Raw genomic sequence first — 20,951 nt, 5'->3', positions numbered from 1 at the left:
GGCCGATGCCATCGACTGCCCAACGCTTGATCCGGCACCGCCCGCGCTTGCGCACGATCCGCTCCATCTTGCTGGTGGCCGGCCTGCTCGGTGCCGGCGCGGTGGCCGCCAGCACATCGATCAGCGGCCGCACCTGGGCCAACCCGGTCGACCTGGACTATCGCTACAACTACGAGCAGATGAACCAGGGCATCTCGTACCGCACCGGCGCGGATCCGGCGGTGGTGCGTTATCACGATGCCTGGTATCTGTTTCTGACCCTCGCCGACGGCTACTGGCGCTCGACCGATCTCGTGCACTGGCAATTCGTCAAGCCGGATCGCTGGCCCTTCGACGGACCGGTGGCGCCGGCCACCCTGGTCGCCGACGACAAGCTGTTCCTGATGCAGGCGGCGATGGAGCCGCGCCCGCTGCTTTACTCGACCGATCCGGCGCAAGGCCGCTGGCAGTTCTGGACGCGCCTGCTGCCGCCGGTGCCCGGCGCGGTATGGTCCGGCCACGAGAGCGCGATGAAGCCGGGTGACCTGCCGCCCGGGCCGTGGGACCCGGGCCTGTTCCAGGATCGCGACGGCAAGGTCTATCTGTACTGGGATTCGTCCAATGTCTTTCCGCTGTACGGCGCGCAGATCGACCTGGCGTCCGACCATGCCGACCAGGGCGAGGGCAAGCGGGTGGCCTTCATCACGAAACCCGTCGCACTGCTGAAGGCGGATCCCGCCATGCACGGATGGGAACGCTTCGGCCAGGATCACGACGACCCCACGATTGCGCCGTATGTCGAAGGCGCCTGGATGAATCGCCACGGCAACCGCTACTACCTGCAATACGGCGCGCCCGGCACCGAGTACAACGTCTACGCCACCGGCGTCTACGTGGGCGACCATCCGCTGGGGCCGTTCCACTACGCACCCTATAACCCGGTCGGTTACAAGCCCGGCGGCTTCGTCGTCGGCGCCGGCCACGGCTCCACTTTCCAGGATGCGTACGGCAACTACTGGAACACCGGCACCGCGTGGATCGGCCTGAACTGGAAATTCGAGCGGCGCATCGACCTGTTCCCCGCGGGTTTCCATGCGGACGGCCAGATGTGGGTCGACACCCGTTTCGGCGACTTCCCGCAGCGCATGCCCGATCATCGCCTGCGCGAAGGCGAAAGCACGTTCACCGGCTGGATGCTGTTGTCGTATCGCAAGACCGCACAGGCCTCGTCCAGCACCGCCGGGCACCCTGCCGCCGATGCCACCGACGAAAACCCGCGCACGTTCTGGCTGGCGACCGCGAACACGCCCGGGCAGACCCTCACGCTCGACCTCGGCGGCCCGCGCACGGTGCGCGCGGTGCAGATCAACTACGCCGATTTCGAATCGGGGCGTTATGGCGACGCGCCCGACATCGTCACCCGGTTCGTGCTCGAAGGTTCCCTCGATGGCAAACACTGGATCCGCGTGGCCGATCGTTCGCACGACACCAGCGACCACGCCAACGCCTATGTCGAACTCGAACAACCGACGCGTCTGCGCTACCTCCGCTACGTGCACGTGCATGTCGGCGCGAAGAACCTCGCGATCGCCGACCTGCGCGTCTTCGGCAACGCCGACGGGCCACCGCCGCCGGCGCCGGTGCTGGTGAGCGCACGCCGCCTGCCCGACGCGCGCGATGCCGAGATCGTGTGGAAAGCGGTGCCCGGCGCGGTGGGTTACAACGTGCGCTGGGGCCTGTCCGCCGATCGCCTGCATGAGTGCTACCAGCGTTTCGCCGACCAGCCGACCCGACTGAAGCTGAGCTCGTTGAACAAGGGCGTGCGTTACGTGGTGGCGGTGGAGGCTTTCGACGAACGCGGTGTGTCGGTGCTGTCGCGCACGGCCACGCTTGATCCGTAGCCCATCTCCGACCCTGCTGCGCGAACGCGCATTCATGGCTTCGTTGCCTGTCCTCGATCCATCCACCATGCTGGTCTCTTTTCGTCGCGGGCCAGGCTCGCCGCATACGACAACCATGTCTTCCGGTAGCCGCACATGATCACCCTCCATCACCTCAACCATTCGCGCTCGCAGCGCATCCTGTGGCTGCTGGAAGAACTCGGCGTGCCGTACGAGATCAAGCGTTACCAGCGCGATCCGAAGACCATGCTGGCACCGCCGGAACTCAGGCTCGCGCATCCGCTGGGCAAGTCGCCGGTGATCACCGACGGCGAGCTGACCGTGGCCGAGTCCGGCGCGATCATCGAATACCTCGCCGGCCGCTACGGCGAGGGCAGGCTGCTGCCGCCGGCCGGCACACCCGAACGCCTGCGCTGCAGCTACTGGCTGCACTACGCCGAGGGCTCGGCGATGCCACCGCTGCTGCTGAAGCTGGTGCTGAACCGGGTCAGGACGGCACCGGCACCGTTCTTCGTGAAGCCGATCGCCCGCGGCATCGCGGACAAGGTCGACCGCACGTTCACCGATCCCCAATTGAAGCTGCACCTGGACTATCTCGACGCCGAACTGGGTGAGCACGACTGGTTCGTCGGCGATTCGCTCAGCGCCGCCGACATCCAGCTCAGCTTTCCGCTCGAGGCCTTCGCCGCACGTGGCGGACTCGGCAGCAACTACCCACGCCTGGATGCCTTCCTGCAACGCATCCACGCCCGGCCAGCCTATCGGCGCGCGCTGGAGCGCGGCGGCGAGTATCGGCTCGGCGGCTGAACGGGACGTGGCCCGGATGGCCGCCTGTTTACGCCTCGGTCACGGCGACGCTGGCAGCCTGTGCGTCCATATGTCGAGGAGTCCCGCCATGCGCAACCGTGAAATCGAACAACAGATCCATGACACCGCCGGACGTGCCGGAGAGCGCGTACGCGACTACGCGAATGGCGCCAGCAGCAGTGCGCAGGACCTGATTGAACGCGGGCGCAGGCGTATCCGCGAGCGCTTCGGCAGCCACGGCAACGACTATCGTCGACAGTTGTCGCATGCCGCCGAAGATTTCGCCGACGAAGCGAACTACCAGTATCGCCGCCTGCGTCGCCAGGTGAATCGTCATCCGGCAGCAACCGTTGCGATCGTCGCCGGCACGATCGGCGCATTCCTGCTGCTGCGCCAGGCCTTCCGCAGCCGCGACGAGGATTGAGCCGGCGCCTGCCCGCCACGGACCGATCAACGCTGGATCGGTCAATGCTGGGCCGGTCAACGCTGCGCATTCAGTACCTGCTGCCACTTGACGCTTTGCGGCGCCGCCAGGCCGCCGAAGCGCGCATCGATCCGGGTCAACTCGGTTCGTGCGGCGTCGAAGCGGCGAGCGGCCAGCAGGTCGTCGATGCGCTGCTCTAGCGCGGCCAGCTTCCCATCAAGGCGACGACGGCAAGCGGCAATCGCGGCGGCATCGGGCCGAACGGGTTTCCCCAACGCCGCAAGCGCTCGTTCGAGCGCGGCCGGCCCGGCCAGTTGGTGGCCCGTCCACGGCATGCTCATGTCTTCATCGGCCAGATCGAACACGCACCATTCCCGCATCGACTGTTGGCTGCGCACATCCTGCCGCAGATGCGCGTCGTCGCGCCGGCCGGTCAGGTAAACGAGCCGCGTCGATTCCTGGAAGCGATGAAACAGCTCCTGGCCCGGCAGCGGAATCTGCGCATTGCCGATCGTATCGCTGCCGGCATTCAGCAGGGCGCCGCGGAACACGTCGGGAAAGTCGAGCGCGACGCGCAAGGCCACGCGCGACCCGCCGGAAAAACCGCCAACGTAGATGCGCTGCGGATCGACCCGATAACGTCGCACGATGTTCTGCTCGGCCAGCAGTGCCAGCGGGATTCTGCGATCCATCACGTCGGCGTCGTTGCCGGAACGCGACGCACTGACGAAGATCACGTGGTGGCGTTCCAGCGTCGGTATCCAGCTTGGCGGCAGCATGGCTTGCGGCCATGGCGGCACGAAGACCAGCAGCGCATAGCCTCGCGCGGGCGCAGGCGCACCGGGCACGTAGACGGCAAACCTTTCCTGCGCAAGGTCGATCGGCTGCTCGCGCAAGCCCTGCTTCGACTGCGCCAGTTCGCGGCGGACTCGCAGCGCATTCAACGGACTGAGCAGGCGTTGCAACAGCTCGTCGCTGCGAGCGAGCGGCGAGTATTCGGTGAACACCACCTCGCGTTGCAAACCACTCGTCGGCGACCCGGCGCCGCTGGCGATCGCCAACCCTGGCAGCACCCAGCTGCCGAGCAGGAGCAGGCCACGCGCGATCATGCTGCCGAAACCGCCCAGTCGAACGCGGCGGTGACGTGGATCGCGGCGGCGTTGAGGTAGCTGACCCCGGCCGTTTCGTACAGTTCCTGCGCTGCGCTTCCTGGAAAGGCGAGCGGCAGCTCGGTGCAGGCCAGGCATGCCGCGCAATCGGCGTCGGTCGATGACGCGAACGAGGCTTTCGCGATGCCGCCCACGCGCGCCGCCACACCGTCGATGTTTCCGTGCTGCAGCTGTGTGATCAATGCACCGATCAACGCGCGCGCAGCAGCCTCGCGCGGAGCCGTGCCCTCGACGCCATGCCGGGCGAGCACCGCGCGGAATACCGGCGACGCCATCGTGTGCGATGTTCCCAGGATCATCAGCTGCCGCGCGCCGATCCGCGCGCACTGCCGCGCCACGGCCTCGAACAGGTCGATGACCGGGATGCCCACGCCGCGTGCGATCTGTGCATGCCGATGGTGCGGCGTGACACTGGCCATGATCGCGAACTCGGCGCCCGCTGCCTGCAGTCGCTGCAACGCGTCGCGGTGGTAGGCATCGAAACGCGACCATGACGCCTCGTCGCCGTCGACGCCGAGGCAGGCGATTGCCGTGGCCTGATCCAGCGATTCTATGGATATTTCCTGCACCGGCGAGACGGTGGCCTTGTCCGCCTGCGATCGCCATGCCTCGCCCAGGCGACACAGGCCGGCGTAGTATTCCGCGCTGGCGCGCCAGCCCACCCCGCCCAGGATGCCGACTTTCCTCACGTCATCACCGCGCGGCTCACGTGGCCGCGGCAGGGATGTCGAACGTACCGTTCACGACTTCGACGAAGTTCCGTTCTTCGCGCAGGATGAATCGCCTCGACTGTGCCATCGCGAAATTCTTCAGGGCTTCGGGATCCTTCCTCAGCCGTTCCTGGTAGGCCTCGTACGCGGCGAGACTGTCGAACCCGATCAGGCCCCAGCCGACGTCGTTGGTGCCCTGCCACGGCAGGAAGTAGCCCACCAGGTGTCCGCCGCAGCGGGGAATGATGCGGCCCCAGTGCTCCGCGTATTCCTTGAAGGCGTCGCGCTGGAACGGGTCGATTTGGTAGCGGATGATGCAGGTGATCATCACGGCGGCACTCCCTGGTGGTTGCGGTTGAAGGGTGCTGGACGCGGCAGGCTCGCCGCCAATCGGCATCCCCGTGGCGAAAAACGCGGCCAGAAAGCCGGCACGGGCCAGGAAATCGCGACGGCCTGGCAGACCGGGCGGGGAGATGACCGGCCCGTCCGGCGTGGTTTCTTCCGGGGCAACGGATGAATTCATGCGCTTAGTGTCGCGATTGAATCGTCGGAATACTTCGCTTACGATCAAACCATGAATGTAGCCAGCAGCGATGCCGATATCAGCGTTTCCGCGGTGGCCGCGGCGATCGCCGAGCCAGCGCGGACGCGAATGCTGTATTGCCTGCTCGACGGCCACGCACGTACCGCCACCGAGCTCGCCATCGTGGCCGAGGTCGGCGCGTCGACCGCCAGCGTGCACCTGGCCACGCTGGCGCAGAAGCATCTCCTGCAAGTGCAAGCCCAGGGCAGGCATCGCTACTACCGCCTCACCAGCCCCGAGGTGGCTGCCGCGCTGGAGGCACTGTCGATCATCGCCGCGAGTCCGCGTGCCCGCTTCGAACCCAATACCCCGAACCGCCTGCGCGCCGCGCGCACCTGCTACGACCACATGGCGGGCGCCCTCGCCGTCGCCCTGCACGACCGCTTCATCGCGCTGTGCCTGCTGACCGCCGGTCCCCGGGGCGACGGCATGTATGACCTCACCGACGCGGGTACCGTTGCGTTCGCCAAACTCGGCATGGACATCGCGCATGCCCGGTCGTCGCGACGTCGCTTTGCCTGCGCCTGCCTGGACTGGAGCGAACGGCGACCGCATCTTGGCGGCGCCGTGGGCGCGATGCTGCTGGACGCCGCGCTGAAGCGTCGATGGGTCGTGAGGGACATGGACAGCCGCGCCTTGCGCCTGACCCCGAGCGGTCGGCGCGACCTGCGCACGCGCTTCGGGATTGAGGGATGATGCACCGATCCATCACGTTCACGGGTGGGCAGCGCTTCCACGCAGACTGATTCGGTGGTTCGGATCGTCATTGAATCCGCCCGGACCCGAATCGTTCCGCCTCCCCCGACAGACTCGCGCATGCCATCCAGAAACATCTCCTTCCACCACCCGGTCGCGTTCTGGCTGGGTACCGCACTGATCGTGGCCGGCGTGCTGGCGCATCTGCCGATGCTGGCGATGGCGGCGCCGATGCACTATCGCCTCGCCGGGATGCCGATGGACCATCTTATGCTGGTTGGCATGGTGCTGGTGCCGACCGGCGTGCTGCTGGCCGCCTACGGCCTGATGCCGCGGATGGAGCAGATGCGGCGCACCCTGCACCCCGATCGCAACCCGCTGCCGTTCCACGCCGCCGATCACGTGCCGCTCAACCGCGAGCACTGGAAGCTGGTGGCCGTGCTGACGATCGCGCTGGCGGTGGACGTGATGAAGCCGGCCACGATCGGTTTCGTGATGCCGGGCCTGTCGGCCGAATACGGCATCAGCGGTTCGACCGCCGGGTGGCTGGCGCTGTCGGCGCTGACCGGCACCGCGGTGGGCTCGATCGTGTGGGGTCGGCTCGGCGACCTGTTCGGCCGCCGCGCCAGCATCCTGCTGTCGGCGCTGATGTTCATGGGCACCGCGATCTGCGGCGCGATGCCGGCGTTCGGCTGGAACCTGGTGATGTGCTTCATGATGGGCGCGGCCGCCGGCGGCATGCTGCCGATTGCCTTCACCTTGATGGCCGAGACCATCCCGACCCGGCATCGCGGCTGGCTGCTGGTGGCGCTGGGCGGCATCGGCACCTCGGCCGGCTACCTGCTCGCCTCGGGCGCGGCGACGCTGTTCGAGCCGACCTACAGCTGGCGTTCGCTGTGGCTGCTCAACCTGCCCACCGGCGCGCTGATCGTCTTCCTCAACCGCTACATCCCCGAGTCGCCGCGCTTCCTCGCACTGGCCGGGCTGGAGGATCAGGCGCGTGCGGTGCTGCAGCGCTTCTCGGGCAGCGCCGCGCCGGTGCTTGCGCAGAGCCACCACGCCAGCGACGTGATTCGCGCGGAGAATGATGCGTCCGAACGCATCGGCATGCGCCAGTTGCTGCGGGGCCGACATGCCGCGATCACCTGGGGCCTGATGGTCTGCGCGGTGGCGTGGGGCCTGGCCAACTTCGGCTTCCTGCTGTGGCTGCCGGCGAACCTGGTCAAGCTCGGCATCGACCCCCAGGCCAGCGCCGCGCTGCTGGCGCGCTCGGCGATCCTCGCCCTGCCCGGCATCGGCGTGGTGGTGTGGTTCTACCAGCGCTGGAGCAGCATCCGCACCCTGGTGCTGTTCATCGGGCTGACCGCGCTCGACCTGTTGTTCTTCTTCGTGATCGATCTGGCCAACCTGCGTTCCGCGGCGCTCACCACGGCCGGCACGGTGGTCCTGCTGCTGAGCATCAGCGGGGTGATCGCCACGCTGATCCCGTATGCAGCGGAGATCTATCCGGTACACCTGCGCAGCACCGGCGCGGGACTGATCGCCGGTGGCTCGAAATTCGGCGGCATCCTCGGCGCGCTGCTCGGCGTGTTCGGCATGTTCGAACATTTCATGCTGTCGGCACTGCTGATCGCACTGCCGATGGCAGCAGCCGGCTGGCTGCTCGCGCGCAGTGGCATCGAGACCCGCGGTCACGGACTGGAGGCGATCCAGGAAGCGTTGTCCGAATAGGTCCGTGACCGGGACCTAGTGCTCGGTCTGCCTCATCGCCACGATGCTGACCACCACCCGGCGATTCGGCGCCAGGCAAGCGTGCAGCCGGCTGCCCGACAGATCCGGGCACGTCACCTGCGGGTCGGCGGCGCCACGGCCTTCGGTGGTGATCATCTCGGCCGGCACGCCGTGCGCGACGAGGTATTCACGCACCGCGTCGGCACGCCGGCGTGACAGGGCATCGTTGTAGGCATCGCCGCCGATGCGGTCGGTATAGCCAACCAGGTGCACGGCACGAACATCCCGGATCCGATGCAGCCGCCGCACCAGGCGGTCGAGCTGGGTGCGCCCTTTGTCGCTGACGCTGGCGATGTCGGACTTGCCGAAAGCAAACACCGCGTCGGCCGAGAGGGTCATGCGGCTGGTTTCCGGCGCTGGCGGCGGAGCCGGTGCAGCCTGCCAGGGTCGTGCGGGAGCGGAAGGCTGCATGACCCAACCTCTGGGACCGCAGCAAGCCGCCAGCAACAAGGCTGTCGTGCCGGCAGTTGCCAGCATGCAGTGGCGCATGATCTTTTGCATGGCCTGTACCCTCGGGCTCGTGATCCTGCCGGCATTCCCTGCATCCGGAATGGCCTCCAACCGCAGGCAGCGTAGTCACGAGCCCGTGAATGGACGGACAAGGTTCAGGCAAAAAACCGCGTTGCCGGGCAAGGAAAACCCGCCGGTCAGCGGGTCTTCAGAAAACTCACACCGTCAGCGGATTCGGCTTGTCCTGGTCGAGCTTGTATTCCTTGATCGCGCGGCTGACGTCCTTGGCGTTGACCTTGCCGTCCTTCGCCAGCGCGGCCAGCGCCGCGTGCGCGATCCAGTAGCGGTCGACCTCGAAGAAATCGCGCAGGTGCGCACGCGTGTCCGAACGACCGAAACCGTCGGTGCCCAGCACGGTGTAATGCATGCCGTCGGGCATGAAGGCACGGATCTGGTCGGCGTACTCGCGCACGTAATCGGTGGCGGCGATCGCCGGGCCGGAACGCCCGTCGAGCAGGCCGGTGACGTACGGCACGCGCTGCTCCGCTTCCGGATGCAGACGGTTCCAGCGCTCGGCATCGAAGCCGTCGCGACGCAGCTCGACGAAGCTGGGGCAGGACCAGATGTCGGACTTCACGCCGAAATCCTTCTCCAGCAACTCGGCCGCCGCGATCACTTCGCGCAGGATGGTGCCCGAACCGAGCAGCTGCACGCACGGCGTTGCAGCCTTGCTCTTGCCTTTACTCGAATCCCGAATCCCCACTCCCGAATCCCGCAACAGGTACATGCCCTTGATGATGCCGTCCTCGCTGCCCTTGGGCAGGTCCGGATGGCTGTAGTTCTCGTTCATCACGGTGATGTAGTAGTAGTGGTCTTCCTGCTCCTGCAGCATGCTGCGCACGCCGTCCTGCAGGATCACCGCCACTTCGTAGGAGAAGGTCGGGTCGTACGCCTTCACGTTCGGGATCGCACCGGCCATCAGGTGCGAGTGGCCGTCCTCGTGCTGCAGACCTTCGCCGTTCAGCGTGGTGCGGCCCGACGTGCCGCCGACCAGGAAGCCGCGCGCGCGCATGTCGCCCGCTGCCCAGCACAGGTCGCCGACGCGCTGGAAGCCGAACATCGAGTAGTAGATGAAGAACGGCAGCATCGCCTGGTTGCTGATCGAGTAGCTGGTCGCCGCGGCCATCCACGAGGCCATGCCGCCGGCCTCGCTGATGCCCTGCTGCAGCACCTGGCCCTTCTGGTCCTCACGGTAGTACAGCAGCTGATCGGAATCCTGTGGCTTGTACTTCTGCCCGAACGGCGCATAGATGCCGATCTGGCGGAACATGCCCTCCATGCCGAAGGTGCGCGCCTCGTCGGCCACGATCGGCACGATCCGCTCGCCCAGCTGCTTGTCGCGCAGCAGCAGGTTGATGCCGCGCACCAGCGCCATGGTGGTGGAGATTTCGCGCTCGCCGGTGCCCTTGGTGATCTGCTCGAACGCCGAAAGCTCCGGCGCCTTCAGCTTGGCTTCGGCCTTGCGCCGGCGCTGCGGCAGGAAGCCGCCCAGCGCCTTGCGCCGCTCCAGCATGTACTGCACTTCCGGCGAGTCCTTGCCCGGGTGGTAATACGGCACATCCTTGAGCTTGTCGTCGCTGATCGGGATCTGGAAGCGGTCGCGGAAATGCCGCACCGATTCCTCATCCAGCTTCTTCTGCTGATGGGTTGGATTCTGCGATTCGCCGGCCGCGCCCATGCCGTAACCCTTCACCGTCTTGGCCAGGATCACCGTGGGCATGCCCTTGGTGTTCGACGCCGCGTGATAGGCCGCGTAGACCTTGTGCGGATCGTGACCGCCGCGGTTCAGGCGCCAGATGTCGTCGTCGCTGAGGTTGGCGACCATCTCGCGCGTCTCCGGATACTTGCCGAAGAAGTGCTCACGCGTGTACGCGCCACCGAAGGCCTTGCAGGCCTGGTATTCACCGTCCAGGGTTTCCATCATCAGCTTGCGCAGCACGCCCTTGGTGTCGCGCGCCAGAAGCGGATCCCAGTAACTGCCCCAGGCCAGCTTGATCGCGTTCCAGCCGCCACCGCGGAACACGCCTTCCAGTTCCTGGATGATCTTGCCGTTGCCGCGCACCGGACCGTCCAGTCGCTGCAGGTTGCAGTTGATCACGAAGATCAGGTTGTCCAGGCCTTCGCGGCCGGCCAGCGAGATCGCGCCCAAGGACTCCGGCTCGTCGCATTCGCCGTCGCCCATGAAGCACCAGATCTTGCGGTCGCTCTTGGGCACCAGCCCGCGGTTTTCCAGGTACTTGAAGAACTGCGCCTGATAGATCGCCTGGATCGGACCCAGGCCCATCGACACCGTCGGCACCTGCCAGTAATCCGGCATCAGCCACGGGTGCGGATACGAGGACAGCGCGCGGCCCTTGCCGACCACTTCCATGCGGAACAGGTCGAGCTGATCCTCGGCCAGGCGGCCTTCCAGGAACGAGCGTGCATAGATGCCGGGGCTGGAATGGCCCTGGTGCAGGATCAGATCGCCGGGATGATCGGCGCTCGGTGCGCGCCAGAAATGGTTGAAGCCGACGTCGTACAGCGTGGCGCTGGAGGCGAAGCTGGCGATGTGGCCGCCCAGTTCGCCCGGCTTGCGGTTCGCCCGCACCACCATCGCCATCGCGTTCCAGCGGATCAGGCAGCGGATGCGCCACTCCATCGCGGCGTCGCCGGGGGACTTCGCCTCCTGCGCGGGCGGGATCGTGTTGACGTAGGCGGTGGTCGGGTCGAACGGCAGGTAGCCGCCGGAACGTCGCGTGGTGTCCACCATCCGTTCCAGCAGGAAGTGCGCGCGCTCGGTGCCGTCGTGCTGGATCACCGCATCGAGCGAATCCATCCACTCGCGGGTTTCGGTGGGGTCGATGTCCTGGTTGAGGATATCTTCGAGCTGATCCATGAGGTCTCCACGGCACCGTAAGCGTGCCTGCAAGGGATTCGCGCCGTCGGGGAGCCGGCGCGGCAACAGTTGAGTTTAGCGACCTGCCGCAGTCCGCGCCAAACGCATGCCCATACGCGAACGCACGGACCGCCGCCGGTCAGCCGCGACGTTCGCCCTGCGCCGCACGGATCTGCGCGTCGACGGCGGCCACCGCGGTCATGTTGACGATGCGTCGCGCGGTCGAGGCCGGGGTGAGGATATGCGCCGACTTGTCCACGCCCATCAGGATCGGACCGATCGCCACGCCGTCGGTCATCACCCGCACGATGTTGTAGGCGATGTTGGCCGCGTCCAGATTCGGCATCACGAACAGGTTGGCGCGGCCGCTCAGGGTGGTGTGCGGGAACATGCGCTGACGGAGCGCTTCGTCCCAGGCCGTATCGGCCTGCATCTCGCCGTCCATTTCCAGCTTCGGCGCGCGCGCCTTCAGGATCTGCCAGGCCTTGCGCATCTTCGCCGCACTGGGATTGTCATGGCTGCCGTAGTTGGAGTGCGACAGCAGGGCCACCTTCGGTTCGATGCCGAAGCGCTTCAGCCGGTAGCTGGCCTGCAGCGTCGCCTCGGCGATCTGCTCGGCGCTGGGGTCGCACTGCACATGGGTATCGAGGAAGAACCACGCGCCCTTGTCGTTGATCACCCCGCACATCGCCGACGTGCACGACACCCCCGGATCGAGCCCGAACACGCTGCGCAGGTAGCCGAGCTTCTTGTGGTAACGCCCGACCAGGCCGCAGATCATGGCATCCGCCTCGCCCCGCTCGACCATCAGCGCGGCGATCAGGGTCGGCCGCGAACGCAGCAGGTTCTTCGCCGCCGCGGGGCTCACGCCACGTCGCTCGGTCAGCGCGTGGTACTGCTGCCAGTAATCGTTGAAGCGTGGATCGTCGTTGATGTTGGTCAGCTCGAAATCGACCCCGGCGCGCATGCGCAGGCCGAGTCGCTCGATGCGAGTCTGGATCACGTCCGGGCGACCGATCAGGATCGGTCGCGCCAGCCGTTCGTCGATCACGGTCTGCACCGCCTGCAGCACGATCTCTTCCTCGCCTTCGGCATACACGACACGCTTGCAGTCGGCACGGGCACGTTCGTACACCGGCTTCATGATCAGGCCGGTGCGGTAGATGAACTGGCCCAGCTTCTCGCGGTACGCCCCCATGTCGGCGATCGGGCGGGTGGCCACGCCGGAGTCCATCGCGGCCTGCGCAACCGCGGGCGCCAGCATCACCAGCAGGCGCGGGTCGAACGGACGCGGGATCAGGTACTCCGCGCCGAAACACGGAATCTCGCCGCCGTAGGCACTGCCCAGATCGGACGCTTCCATGCGCGCCAGCGCGGCGATCGCGCGCACGCAGGCGGTCTTCATCGCCTCGTTGATGCCGGTGGCGCCGACATCGAGCGCGCCACGGAAGATGTACGGGAAGCACAGCGCGTTGTTGACCTGGTTGGGATAGTCCGAGCGACCGGTGGCGATGATGCAATCCGGGCGCACCGCCTTGGCGTCCTCCGGGGTGATTTCCGGGTTCGGATTGGCCAGCGCCAGAATCACCGGCCGCGCGGCCATCGTGGCGACCATCTCCGGCTTCAGGATGCCGCCGGCGGAAAGGCCGAGGAACACATCCGCGCCTTCCACGATCTCCGCCAGGCTGCGCTTGGGCGTGTCGCGCGCATAGCGCGCCTTGTCCGGATCGAGATTCGGCCGGCCACTGTGGATCACGCCTTCGCGATCGTAGGCGAGGATGTTTTCCGGCTTCACGCCCAGCGCCACCAGCATGTCGAGGCAGGCGATGCCGGCCGCGCCGGCACCGGTCGTGGCGATTTTCACCTCGCCGAACTGCTTGCCCACGACTTCCAGCGCGTTCAGCACCGCGGCACCCACGATGATCGCGGTGCCGTGCTGGTCGTCGTGGAACACCGGGATCTTCATCCGCTCGCGCAGCTTGCGCTCGACGATGAAGCATTCCGGCGCCTTGATGTCCTCCAGGTTGATCCCGCCGAAGGTCGGTTCCAGGCTGGCGATGATGTCGACCAGCTTGTCCGGGTCGTTCTCGTCGATCTCGATGTCGAACACGTCGATGCCGGCGAATTTCTGGAACAGCACGCCCTTGCCTTCCATCACCGGCTTGGCCGCCAGCGGCCCGATGTTGCCCAGGCCGAGCACCGCGGTGCCGTTGGTGATCACCGCCACCAGATTTGAGCGGACGGTGTATTCCGCGGCGGTGGTCGGATCCTCGACGATCGCATCGCAGGCCGCCGCCACGCCTGGCGAATACGCCAGCGACAGGTCGCGCTGGGTCAGCAGCGCCGTGGTCGGGGTGATCTTGATCTTGCCCGGCCGCGGATGGCGGTGATACTCCAGCGCGGCGAGACGAAGTTCTTCGGGGAGGGCCATGGAAGCGATTTCTTCGGGGGAGGGAACGTCATCTGCCGGAGCAGTTGAACATGGCCGATCTTAGCACCGGGGCCGGCCGGGCCGGCCGCCGGAGACCCGGTCAGCGCGTCGTCAGCAACTGGTCTTCCTGCACCCGGTTCATGTGGATGCCGTTGATGAACAGCGAGAACGCCAGCTTGCCGGCCAGTCCATGCACGTGCTGCATCCATGGCGGCAGCCAGCGGGGCGGCAGGATCGCGCCGGAGGCGAAATGCGGCTGCAGGCTGATCACGTCGTGCAGGGCCAGCTTGCCTGCGAACAAATGCCGCAGCAGGTCCAGCCGACGCTGCTTCAGTGCCCAGCGAAAGAACGTGTGCACGGTGAGCAGGCCGGAAAGGTAGACATTGTCCTTCGCGAACGCCGCGCCGCCGCCCGGCGGCACGCCGCGAAACACCCGCTGGGCCGAGTGGAAGCTGTCGGCGGCGGTTTGCCCGCAGCTGCTGAAGAACTTGTACACCTCGACGAAATCGGCGCCGTTCAGCGCCATGTCGATCGCCAGGATGCGCAGGCTGATGCGCTTGAGACGGCCGATGTCGATCGCGCCGGACATCAGTTCGGCGAACACCGCCAGCCCTTCCTGGGTCGCGGTGACCCGCGGCGAGGTGCGCCCCAACGAGGCCAGCAAAGGCTGCTGCCTGCCGTTCAACGCGGTCAGCGAGTGCACGAATGCCTCATGCGCCAGCAACTGGTGATGATCGTATTCGTTGAAGCTGGCACCGCCACGCAGGCGAATCCTGGTGGCGCCGGCCGCGGCCTTGGCGGTGAGCTCCGGGTCGATCTCCACGTTGATCGTGCCGGCACCGAAGAACGCATCGAGGGTCGCGGCCAGTTCGTCGCGCAGGGTCTCCGCGCTGAGGCAGTCGCTGCTGTCGTCGGCCAGCAGATCGGCGCCGAGTTCGTCGGACAGCTCGACGAAATAGCGCGCCGCATCGAGATTGCTGCGCTGGCTGCCGGGAATCAGGTCACCCGGTTTGCCGTACAAGGCAATCGACGGCGCGGTGACGCCGACCGTGCCCACCGCCTCGAGCATCTGCGCCGCGATGCGCCACGACTCGGCACTGCGTCGCAGGTAATCGCCAAGCGGATCGATATCCTGTGCATCGCCGCCACCGGCAGCCGCTTCGATCGCCGCCAGCTCGGCGCGCGCCTCGCCCAGGTCAGGCACCCGGTAGAGCACCTCCGGCAGGCTGAAGTGTCCCTGGCTGTAAGCCTCGATCATGCGGCTTTCCAGCGATGCCGGCCACGCCACCGTCGGCAGGATGTGGATGCCGCGCACCGCCGCCAGCAGGCGCTGGTCGAGCTCGGCGTATCGCCGCAATGCCGGCGCCGTGGCGGGATCGGGCGCCTTCATCGCGCCACCTGCCGCCGGGCATCCACCTGCCTGATCAGCTCGGTGGCGATCGGATCCGGCCTGAAGGCACCGAGAAATCTGCGCGGGCTGGCCGGCATGAAGCTGAAACTGGACGGATTTCCGGTGCGCAGCATCACGGTGATCCGGCGCGGATTGGTGTTGCCGGTATTGACGTTCACCACGTCGGTCAACGCGACCCTACGCTTCTGGCCGCGGTCGACCAGCACCAGCCAGTCGCCGTCCTGCCATACCTCGTCCACCAGGTCGAACAGCAGCCGGCGGAACAGCACCACGCCGAACGCCGCCATCAGCAAGGGAGTCACCAGCAACATCACATCCGGCGGCCCGCCATGGGAGATTCCGGCACGCCATCGACCCCACAGCGCCAAGGCGAAGAACAACGCAAGGAATCCGAACCACAAGGCTGGAAACACCCGCTTGTAGAACCCGGTGGATGTAGACGACAGCCGTTGCATGCGCTCCCCCACGACGACAGGACGATGACGACGATAGTAGAGGTTCCGCCGCGCCGGCGCGCGCCGGTCAGCCCTTCTCGCGATGCCCGCGATGCCCGCGCGGCGGCTCGATCGGGCGCCCGCCGCGCTGGCGGCGCAGGCGCGCTTCCAGCGTGGCGGCCTGCTCCTCTCGCTCGTCGTGCAGCTTGAGATAGCTGCGCCAGCGGGCGGCGCTCAACTCGCCGGTGTCCAGCGCCACCTGCACCGCGCAGCCAGGCTCGCTGCCGTGGCCGCAATCGGCGAAACGGCACTGCTCGGCCAGCGTCGCGATGTCGGCGAAAAGGTCGAGGTTTTCCTCGCCAGTGAGCTTCAGTTCGCGCATGCCCGGGGTATCGATCAGGCAGCCGCCGCTGGGCAGCTGCAGCAGGGCACGATGGGTGGTGGTGTGGCGACCGCGGCTGTCATGGCTGCGCACCGCGGCGGTGGCCATGGTGGCGGTGCCCAGCAAGGTGTTGGTCAGGGTGGATTTGCCGGCGCCGGACGAACCCACCAGCACCGCGCTGTCGCCCGCCTGCAGGTAGGGTGCAAGCAATTGCGCGCTGGAAGGATCCTTGCAATTGAGCGCGTGGACCGGCGTGCCGTCGGGCAGCCGCTCGCGCAGCGCGGCGATCTTCCCGGCGGCATCCTCGCGCGTGTCGAGTTTGCTCAGCAGCACCACCGGCTGCGCGCCGGAATCCTCGGTCAGCGACAGGTAGCGCTCGATCCGCGCCGGGTTGAAGTCGCCATCCAGTCCGGTCAGCACCAGCACGTAATCGATATTGGTGGCGATCAGCTGGCGCTCGTAGCGCTCGCCGGCCGCGGCGCGCGACAGCACGCTGCGCCGCGGCGCCACGCTGAGGATATGCGGCGGCGTGCCGTCGGCCACTTCCACGAAATCCCCGACCACAGGGCGCGCGGCCGGATCCATGCCACGCTTGAGAAAATGACCGTCCGGCTGAGCACCGAAGATGTTCCGGCCGTCATGCAGTTCATAGCCGGCGCGATGCTGCGCGACCACCCTGGCGAGGCGCAGCCCGTCACCGGGCAGTGCGTCGCCACGCCAGCCGATATGCCGCAGCCGCTCAATCGTTTCGACGTCACTCATGTCGGGGCTTGGTTGGCATGGTCGGTGGATTATGCCCTGCCCGGGCATGGCCCGACGATGAACCGCGATTCGCCTGCCAAAGGCCTCGCGCTGCACTGCATCACGCTGCTAGCATCGACCCGGCCGGCGCTGCTGCCGGCGCCCCACTTCAAGAGGAACCGGCGTTGGCCCCGATCATCCCGAGTGCGCACCTTGCCGACGTCCGTTACGAAATCCGCGGTGCGCTGACCCGGCGCGCGCGCGAGCTGGAGGCTGCCGGCCACGACATCATCAAGCTGAATATCGGCAATCCCGGCCGTTACGGCTTCGAAGCGCCGGCACACCTGCGCGAGGCGATCGCCAGCCATCTGCACGACAGCGAGGCGTATGGTCACGAGCAAGGCCTGGAAACGGCGCGCGAGGCCATCGCCGCGCAGCAGCGCGCCCGTGGCGCACGCCACGTCGAAGCCGAACGGATATTCATCGGCAACGGCGTCAGCGAGCTGATCGACCTGGCGCTGCGCGCCCTGCTCCAGCCCGGCGACGAGGTATTGCTGCCCAGTCCCGACTACCCGCTGTGGAGCGCGGCCACCATCCTCAACGGCGGCCAGCCGCGTTATTACCGCTGCCTCGCCAGCCATGCTCATCTGCCCGATCCCGACGAGGTCGAGGCGCTGATCACCTCGCGCACCCGCGCGCTGGTCCTGATCAACCCGAACAACCCCACCGGCGCGGTCTATCCACGCGCCCTGCTGCAACGCCTGGTGGACATTGCCGCACGGCACCGGCTGCTGCTGCTTGCCGACGAAATCTACGACGAGATCCTGTACGACGGCGCCACCTTCCAGCCGCTGGCCGAGCTCGCCGGCGAGTTGCCATGCCTCAGCTTCGGCGGCCTGAGCAAGGTGCATCGCGCCTGTGGCTACCGGGTGGGCTGGATGAGCCTGTCCGGCGAGCCGGCCCGTTCTTCCATCTATCGCGATGCGCTGCAGCTGCTCGCCGCGCTGCGCCTGTGTCCCAATGTGACCGCGCAGTGGGCGGTATTGCCGGCGCTGCAGGACGCGCCGACCATCGGTGCATTGACCGCTGCCGGCGGACGCCTGCACGAGGCGCGCGAGACCGTGCTGCGTGGTGTCGCCGCCAGCCGCCATCTCGACCTGGTGGCGCCCGCGGGCGCGCTGTATGCCTTCCCGCAGGTATGTGCCGAACAGATCCCCCGCTTCGACGACGAGTCGTTCGCGCTGCGCCTGCTGGAGCAGGAATCGGTGCTGGTGGTGCCGGGCAGCAGCTTCAACGTGCCGCGAAGCCGCCATTTCCGCCTGACCCTGCTGCCGCCGCCGGCGCAATTGCGCGAAGTCTTCGTGCGGATCGAGCGGGTGCTGGCGAGCATGGCGCAGGAGCAGGCGGATGCCGCGATTGCCGTGGCCTGAACGGCATCGACTGCGCCGATGACAATCGCACCACCGCCGCTGCACTATCTCACCCTCGGCGATTCCTACACCATCGGCGAAGCCGTGCCCGCCGAGGCGCGCTGGCCGGCCGTGCTGGTCGAGCGACTGCGCCGGGCCGGCGTGGCCATCGAGGATCCGCGCATCGTGGCCGTCACCGGCTGGACCACGGACGAGCTGGCGCATGGCATGGACGATTCCGTACTGGCACCGCCGTACGACCTGGTCACCCTGCAGATCGGCGTCAACAACCAGTATCGCGGCCGCAGTGCCGAGGACTACCGCGGTGAATTCGCCAGCCTGCTGGCGCGTGCCATCGCACTGGCCGGCGATCGCCCGCAACGGGTGGTGGTGGTGTCGATCCCCGACTGGGGCGTCACCCGCTTTGCGCGCGACCAGGGACGCGATCCGGCCGCCATCGCGGCGGCCCTGGATGCCTTCAACGCGATCGCGAACGAGCAGGCGCGCCGCGCCAGCGCGCATTTCGTCGACATCACGCCGATCTCGCGTCGCCATCCGGAGCTGCTGACCGACGATGGCCTGCACCCGTCGGCAGCACAGTACGCACTGTGGGTAGAGGCAATCCTTCCGATCGTGCGCAAGGCCCTGGGCCCGGCGCCTTGAACCCGACCGAAGGCGCCGTCATCTAGGGCGGCGTATCATTGTCCTCTTTTCCGGAGCCGCCCCATGTCGCTCGACAGCACTACCCGCGAACGTATCGAAACCCTGCTCAAGGACCACCGCGTGGTGCTGTTCATGAAGGGCGACCGGCAGCAGCCGATGTGCGGCTTCTCCGCCTCGGCCACCAACACCCTGAACGAGCTGCTGCCCGACTACCACACGGTCAACGTGCTGGAAGATCCCGAGATCCGCGAGGGCATCAAGCTGTACGGCGAGTGGCCAACCATTCCCCAACTGTACGTGGGCGGCGAACTGGTCGGCGGCGCCGACATCATCAGCCAGATGTATGGCAGCGGCGAACTGCACACGCTGTTCGGCGTGGCCGCACCGGATCGCACGCCGCCGGAAATCACCATCACCGACGCCGCCGCCGAGGCGATCCGCCAAGGCACCTCGAACGCACAAGGCGTGGCCTTGCACCTGGAGATCGGCCCCGACCACAGCGCCGGCTTCCAGCTCGCGCCAGCCGGCGCCCACGACATCGTGGCGCACGCCAACGGCCTCGATGTGCATTTCGACCCGGCCAGCGCGCAGCGTGCCCGCGGCATCGTGATCGATTGGGTCTCCACCGTGCAGGGCGAGGGCCTCAGCCTGACGTTTCCCGGCACGAAGTGAAACGAATCGCCCACCTGACAACGCCATCTGCGCACCGCGGGCGAATGCCACCATGAGCAAACCAGACGGCAACGGTCAAATCGATTACCGCGAGCGGGCGCGCATCCAGTTGCAGAACCGTGATCTGCTGCTGGCCGAACAATCCTTTCTGCGCCTGCTCGAAGCCGATCCTGCCGATCCCGAAGCCCTGCAGTTTCTCGCCCGCGCCTGCATCGGCCGCGGGCAACCCGGACAGGCTGTCGCGCTGCTGCTCGCCGCGCACCAGGCTCGTCCCGATGAACCGACCGTGTTGCAGCAACTGGGTACGTTGCAGTTGTCGACTGGTGACGCGGAGGCAGCCGCGCAAAGCCTGCGCCGCTGCCTGCAACTCGCGCCGGATACGTTCACGGCGCGCCTGCGGCTTGGCGTGGCGCTCGAGCGCCTGAACCACGGCCATGACGCCTTGCTTGCCTATTTCAGGGCCATCAACACGGCACAGTCGCAGGGACGCTGGCTCAGCGATGCCTCGACCGCGCCGCTGTTGCGCGAAGCAGTCAAGCACGCGATGGACTACGTCGACCAAGGTCGGCGACAGGCATTCGACGAGGTGCTGCAGCCGTTGCGCGAACGCTATGGGAGCGACGAGCTCAAACGCGTGGATCAGTGCCTGGCCATTTATCTGCACGAACAGCCGACCAACCTCCCCGATCCGCGCCAGGCACCGAAATTCCTGTACTTCCCGGGCCTGCCGCCGCAACCGTTCTACGCGCGCGAGCGCTTCCCGTGGCAAGCCGGGCTGGAGGCCGCCGGCGAACGCATTCGCGCGGAACTGCGTGAGGTCATCCAGCGCGGGGAACCACTGGAGTCGTTCCTGCAGACGGGTCTTCGCGAAGAAGCCGAAGGCTATCTTCGTGCCTCCGGCCCGGGTCCGGCGGCATGGGATGCCTTTTTCTTCTTTCGCCATGGCGAACGCCACGCGGAGCATTGCGCACGCTGCCCGCAGACCGCTGCCCTGCTCGATGCCACCCCGCTGGTGCGCATACGCGACCATGCCCCGGAAACCCTGTTTTCGGTATTGCGCCCTGGAACCCACATCCTGCCCCACCGTGGCGTCACCAATACCCGACTGGTGACGCACCTGCCGCTGATCGTGCCTCCCGACTGCGCGTTGCGGGTCGGCGGCGAAACCCACGTCTGGCAAACCGACCGCTGCGTCACCTTCGACGACACGTTCGAACACGAAGCCTGGAACCACAGCGACCAGACGCGAGTGGTGCTGATCCTCGACTGCTGGAACCCCGACCTCAGCGAGGCCGAGCAGGCCGCGGTGACCGACCTGGTCGAAGCGATCGGCGACTTCAACGTCAGCGCCGCGCGGTAA

General features: G+C 67.1%; 17 protein-coding genes and 1 pseudogene. 9 read left to right on the top strand and 9 right to left on the bottom strand.

The window, feature by feature from the left end; all coding sequences use genetic code 11:
• Positions 1 to 47 precede the first annotated feature (47 nt).
• The 3 genes from B0E47_RS07080 (at position 48) to B0E47_RS07070 (ending at position 3,111) form a co-directional block, all read left to right on the top strand.
• Entirely contained in the window at positions 48 to 1,880 is a 1,833-nt protein-coding gene (locus B0E47_RS07080) for a discoidin domain-containing protein (RefSeq protein WP_254422847.1), read from the top strand.
• A gap of 135 nt (positions 1,881 to 2,015) precedes the next feature.
• Complete coding sequence (locus B0E47_RS07075; RefSeq protein WP_077513313.1) at positions 2,016 to 2,687, top strand: glutathione S-transferase; 672 nt, start codon at positions 2,016 to 2,018, stop codon at positions 2,685 to 2,687.
• Between the two features lie 88 nt (positions 2,688 to 2,775).
• The gene (locus B0E47_RS07070; RefSeq protein ID WP_077513312.1) at positions 2,776 to 3,111 is read left to right on the top strand and encodes a hypothetical protein; all 336 of its coding nucleotides are present in this window, start codon (positions 2,776 to 2,778) and stop codon (positions 3,109 to 3,111) included.
• A gap of 56 nt (positions 3,112 to 3,167) precedes the next feature.
• Here the strand turns inward: B0E47_RS07070 and B0E47_RS07065 are convergent, their stop codons facing one another.
• Genes B0E47_RS07065 through B0E47_RS17220 form a run of 3 tightly spaced genes read right to left on the bottom strand, consistent with a single transcriptional unit; the run spans position 3,168 to position 5,669 of the window.
• Positions 3,168 to 4,220 carry a PHB depolymerase family esterase gene (locus tag B0E47_RS07065; RefSeq protein WP_077513311.1) on the bottom strand — a complete coding sequence of 351 codons (1,053 nt, stop codon included), beginning with the start codon at positions 4,218 to 4,220 and terminating at the stop codon, positions 3,168 to 3,170.
• The gene (locus tag B0E47_RS07060) at positions 4,217 to 4,969 is read right to left on the bottom strand and encodes an aspartate/glutamate racemase family protein (protein WP_168171028.1); all 753 of its coding nucleotides are present in this window, start codon (positions 4,967 to 4,969) and stop codon (positions 4,217 to 4,219) included. Before B0E47_RS07060 ends, B0E47_RS07065 begins: the two co-directional genes overlap by 4 nt.
• A gap of 16 nt (positions 4,970 to 4,985) precedes the next feature.
• The gene (locus B0E47_RS17220) at positions 4,986 to 5,669 is read right to left on the bottom strand and encodes an NIPSNAP family protein (protein WP_254422846.1); all 684 of its coding nucleotides are present in this window, start codon (positions 5,667 to 5,669) and stop codon (positions 4,986 to 4,988) included.
• On the opposite strand from B0E47_RS17220, the gene B0E47_RS07050 reads away from it, so the two are divergent.
• Both B0E47_RS07050 and B0E47_RS07045 read left to right on the top strand, forming a co-directional pair.
• The gene (locus B0E47_RS07050; protein ID WP_217318907.1) at positions 5,643 to 6,269 is read left to right on the top strand and encodes a helix-turn-helix domain-containing protein; all 627 of its coding nucleotides are present in this window, start codon (positions 5,643 to 5,645) and stop codon (positions 6,267 to 6,269) included. The two genes, B0E47_RS17220 and B0E47_RS07050, sit on opposite strands and share 27 nt — an antisense overlap.
• Positions 6,270 to 6,389: 120 nt before the next feature.
• Entirely contained in the window at positions 6,390 to 8,000 is a 1,611-nt protein-coding gene (locus B0E47_RS07045) for an MFS transporter (protein WP_077513308.1), read from the top strand.
• Between the two features lie 15 nt (positions 8,001 to 8,015).
• Here the strand turns inward: B0E47_RS07045 and B0E47_RS07040 are convergent, their stop codons facing one another.
• The 6 genes from B0E47_RS07040 to rsgA form a co-directional block, all read right to left on the bottom strand.
• Positions 8,016 to 8,399, bottom strand: coding sequence for an OmpA family protein (locus B0E47_RS07040; RefSeq protein ID WP_168171027.1), 384 nt, complete (start codon positions 8,397 to 8,399; stop codon positions 8,016 to 8,018).
• 328 nt (positions 8,400 to 8,727) lie between these two features.
• On the bottom strand, positions 8,728 to 11,448 hold the full coding sequence (aceE, locus tag B0E47_RS07035; protein WP_077513306.1) for a pyruvate dehydrogenase (acetyl-transferring), homodimeric type: 2,721 nt from the start codon (positions 11,446 to 11,448) through the stop codon (positions 8,728 to 8,730).
• Between the two features lie 139 nt (positions 11,449 to 11,587).
• A complete protein-coding gene (locus B0E47_RS07030; protein WP_077513305.1) occupies positions 11,588 to 13,879 on the bottom strand; it encodes an NADP-dependent malic enzyme in 2,292 nt (763 codons plus the stop codon).
• Between the two features lie 100 nt (positions 13,880 to 13,979).
• On the bottom strand, positions 13,980 to 15,269 hold the full coding sequence (locus tag B0E47_RS07025; RefSeq protein WP_077513304.1) for a flavohemoglobin expression-modulating QEGLA motif protein: 1,290 nt from the start codon (positions 15,267 to 15,269) through the stop codon (positions 13,980 to 13,982).
• A complete protein-coding gene (locus B0E47_RS07020) occupies positions 15,266 to 15,745 on the bottom strand; it encodes a hypothetical protein (RefSeq protein ID WP_077513303.1) in 480 nt (159 codons plus the stop codon). Before B0E47_RS07020 ends, B0E47_RS07025 begins: the two co-directional genes overlap by 4 nt.
• Before the next feature lie 67 nt (positions 15,746 to 15,812).
• Entirely contained in the window at positions 15,813 to 16,868 is a 1,056-nt protein-coding gene (rsgA, locus tag B0E47_RS07015; RefSeq protein WP_077513302.1) for a ribosome small subunit-dependent GTPase A, read from the bottom strand.
• A 164-nt stretch (positions 16,869 to 17,032) separates the two neighbouring features.
• Between rsgA and B0E47_RS07010 the strand changes: the two genes are divergently transcribed.
• The 4 genes and pseudogenes from B0E47_RS07010 (at position 17,033) to B0E47_RS06995 (ending at position 20,951) form a co-directional block, all read left to right on the top strand.
• Complete coding sequence (locus B0E47_RS07010) at positions 17,033 to 18,277, top strand: aminotransferase class I/II-fold pyridoxal phosphate-dependent enzyme (protein WP_077513301.1); 1,245 nt, start codon at positions 17,033 to 17,035, stop codon at positions 18,275 to 18,277.
• Between the two features lie 18 nt (positions 18,278 to 18,295).
• Positions 18,296 to 18,919: an SGNH/GDSL hydrolase family protein gene (locus B0E47_RS07005; RefSeq protein ID WP_077513300.1), complete on the top strand. Its 624-nt coding sequence runs from the start codon at positions 18,296 to 18,298 to the stop codon at positions 18,917 to 18,919.
• Between the two features lie 63 nt (positions 18,920 to 18,982).
• Positions 18,983 to 19,582, top strand: a pseudogene (gene grxD / locus B0E47_RS07000) (Grx4 family monothiol glutaredoxin); the annotation flags it as partial.
• A gap of 61 nt (positions 19,583 to 19,643) precedes the next feature.
• Positions 19,644 to 20,951, top strand: a complete 1,308-nt coding sequence (locus tag B0E47_RS06995; RefSeq protein ID WP_077513299.1) for an aspartyl/asparaginyl beta-hydroxylase domain-containing protein — start codon at positions 19,644 to 19,646, stop codon at positions 20,949 to 20,951.

Source organism: Rhodanobacter sp. B05, assembly GCF_002001085.1.
GTDB lineage: Bacteria > Pseudomonadota > Gammaproteobacteria > Xanthomonadales > Rhodanobacteraceae > Rhodanobacter.
The sequence above is the reverse complement of the archived record's forward strand: the minus strand, read 5'-3'. Positions and strand labels throughout refer to the sequence as shown.

Bases quoted from the DNA above. Each gene is read 5' to 3' on its own strand.
- B0E47_RS07075 (WP_077513313.1), top strand. From the start codon at position 2,016: ATGATCACCCTCCATCACCTCAACCATTCGCGCTCGCAGCGCATCCTG.
- B0E47_RS07070 (WP_077513312.1), top strand. From the start codon at position 2,776: ATGCGCAACCGTGAAATCGAACAACAGATCCATGACACCGCCGGACGT.
- B0E47_RS07065 (WP_077513311.1), bottom strand. From the start codon at position 4,220: ATGATCGCGCGTGGCCTGCTCCTGCTCGGCAGCTGGGTGCTGCCAGGG.
- B0E47_RS07050 (WP_217318907.1), top strand. From the start codon at position 5,643: ATGCTGTATTGCCTGCTCGACGGCCACGCACGTACCGCCACCGAGCTC.
- B0E47_RS07045 (WP_077513308.1), top strand. From the start codon at position 6,390: ATGCCATCCAGAAACATCTCCTTCCACCACCCGGTCGCGTTCTGGCTG.
- B0E47_RS07040 (WP_168171027.1), bottom strand. From the start codon at position 8,399: ATGACCCTCTCGGCCGACGCGGTGTTTGCTTTCGGCAAGTCCGACATC.
- aceE (WP_077513306.1), bottom strand. From the start codon at position 11,448: ATGGATCAGCTCGAAGATATCCTCAACCAGGACATCGACCCCACCGAA.
- B0E47_RS07030 (WP_077513305.1), bottom strand. From the start codon at position 13,879: ATGGCCCTCCCCGAAGAACTTCGTCTCGCCGCGCTGGAGTATCACCGC.
- B0E47_RS07025 (WP_077513304.1), bottom strand. From the start codon at position 15,269: ATGAAGGCGCCCGATCCCGCCACGGCGCCGGCATTGCGGCGATACGCC.
- B0E47_RS07020 (WP_077513303.1), bottom strand. From the start codon at position 15,745: ATGCAACGGCTGTCGTCTACATCCACCGGGTTCTACAAGCGGGTGTTT.
- rsgA (WP_077513302.1), bottom strand. From the start codon at position 16,868: ATGAGTGACGTCGAAACGATTGAGCGGCTGCGGCATATCGGCTGGCGT.
- B0E47_RS07005 (WP_077513300.1), top strand. From the start codon at position 18,296: ATGACAATCGCACCACCGCCGCTGCACTATCTCACCCTCGGCGATTCC.
- B0E47_RS06995 (WP_077513299.1), top strand. From the start codon at position 19,644: ATGAGCAAACCAGACGGCAACGGTCAAATCGATTACCGCGAGCGGGCG.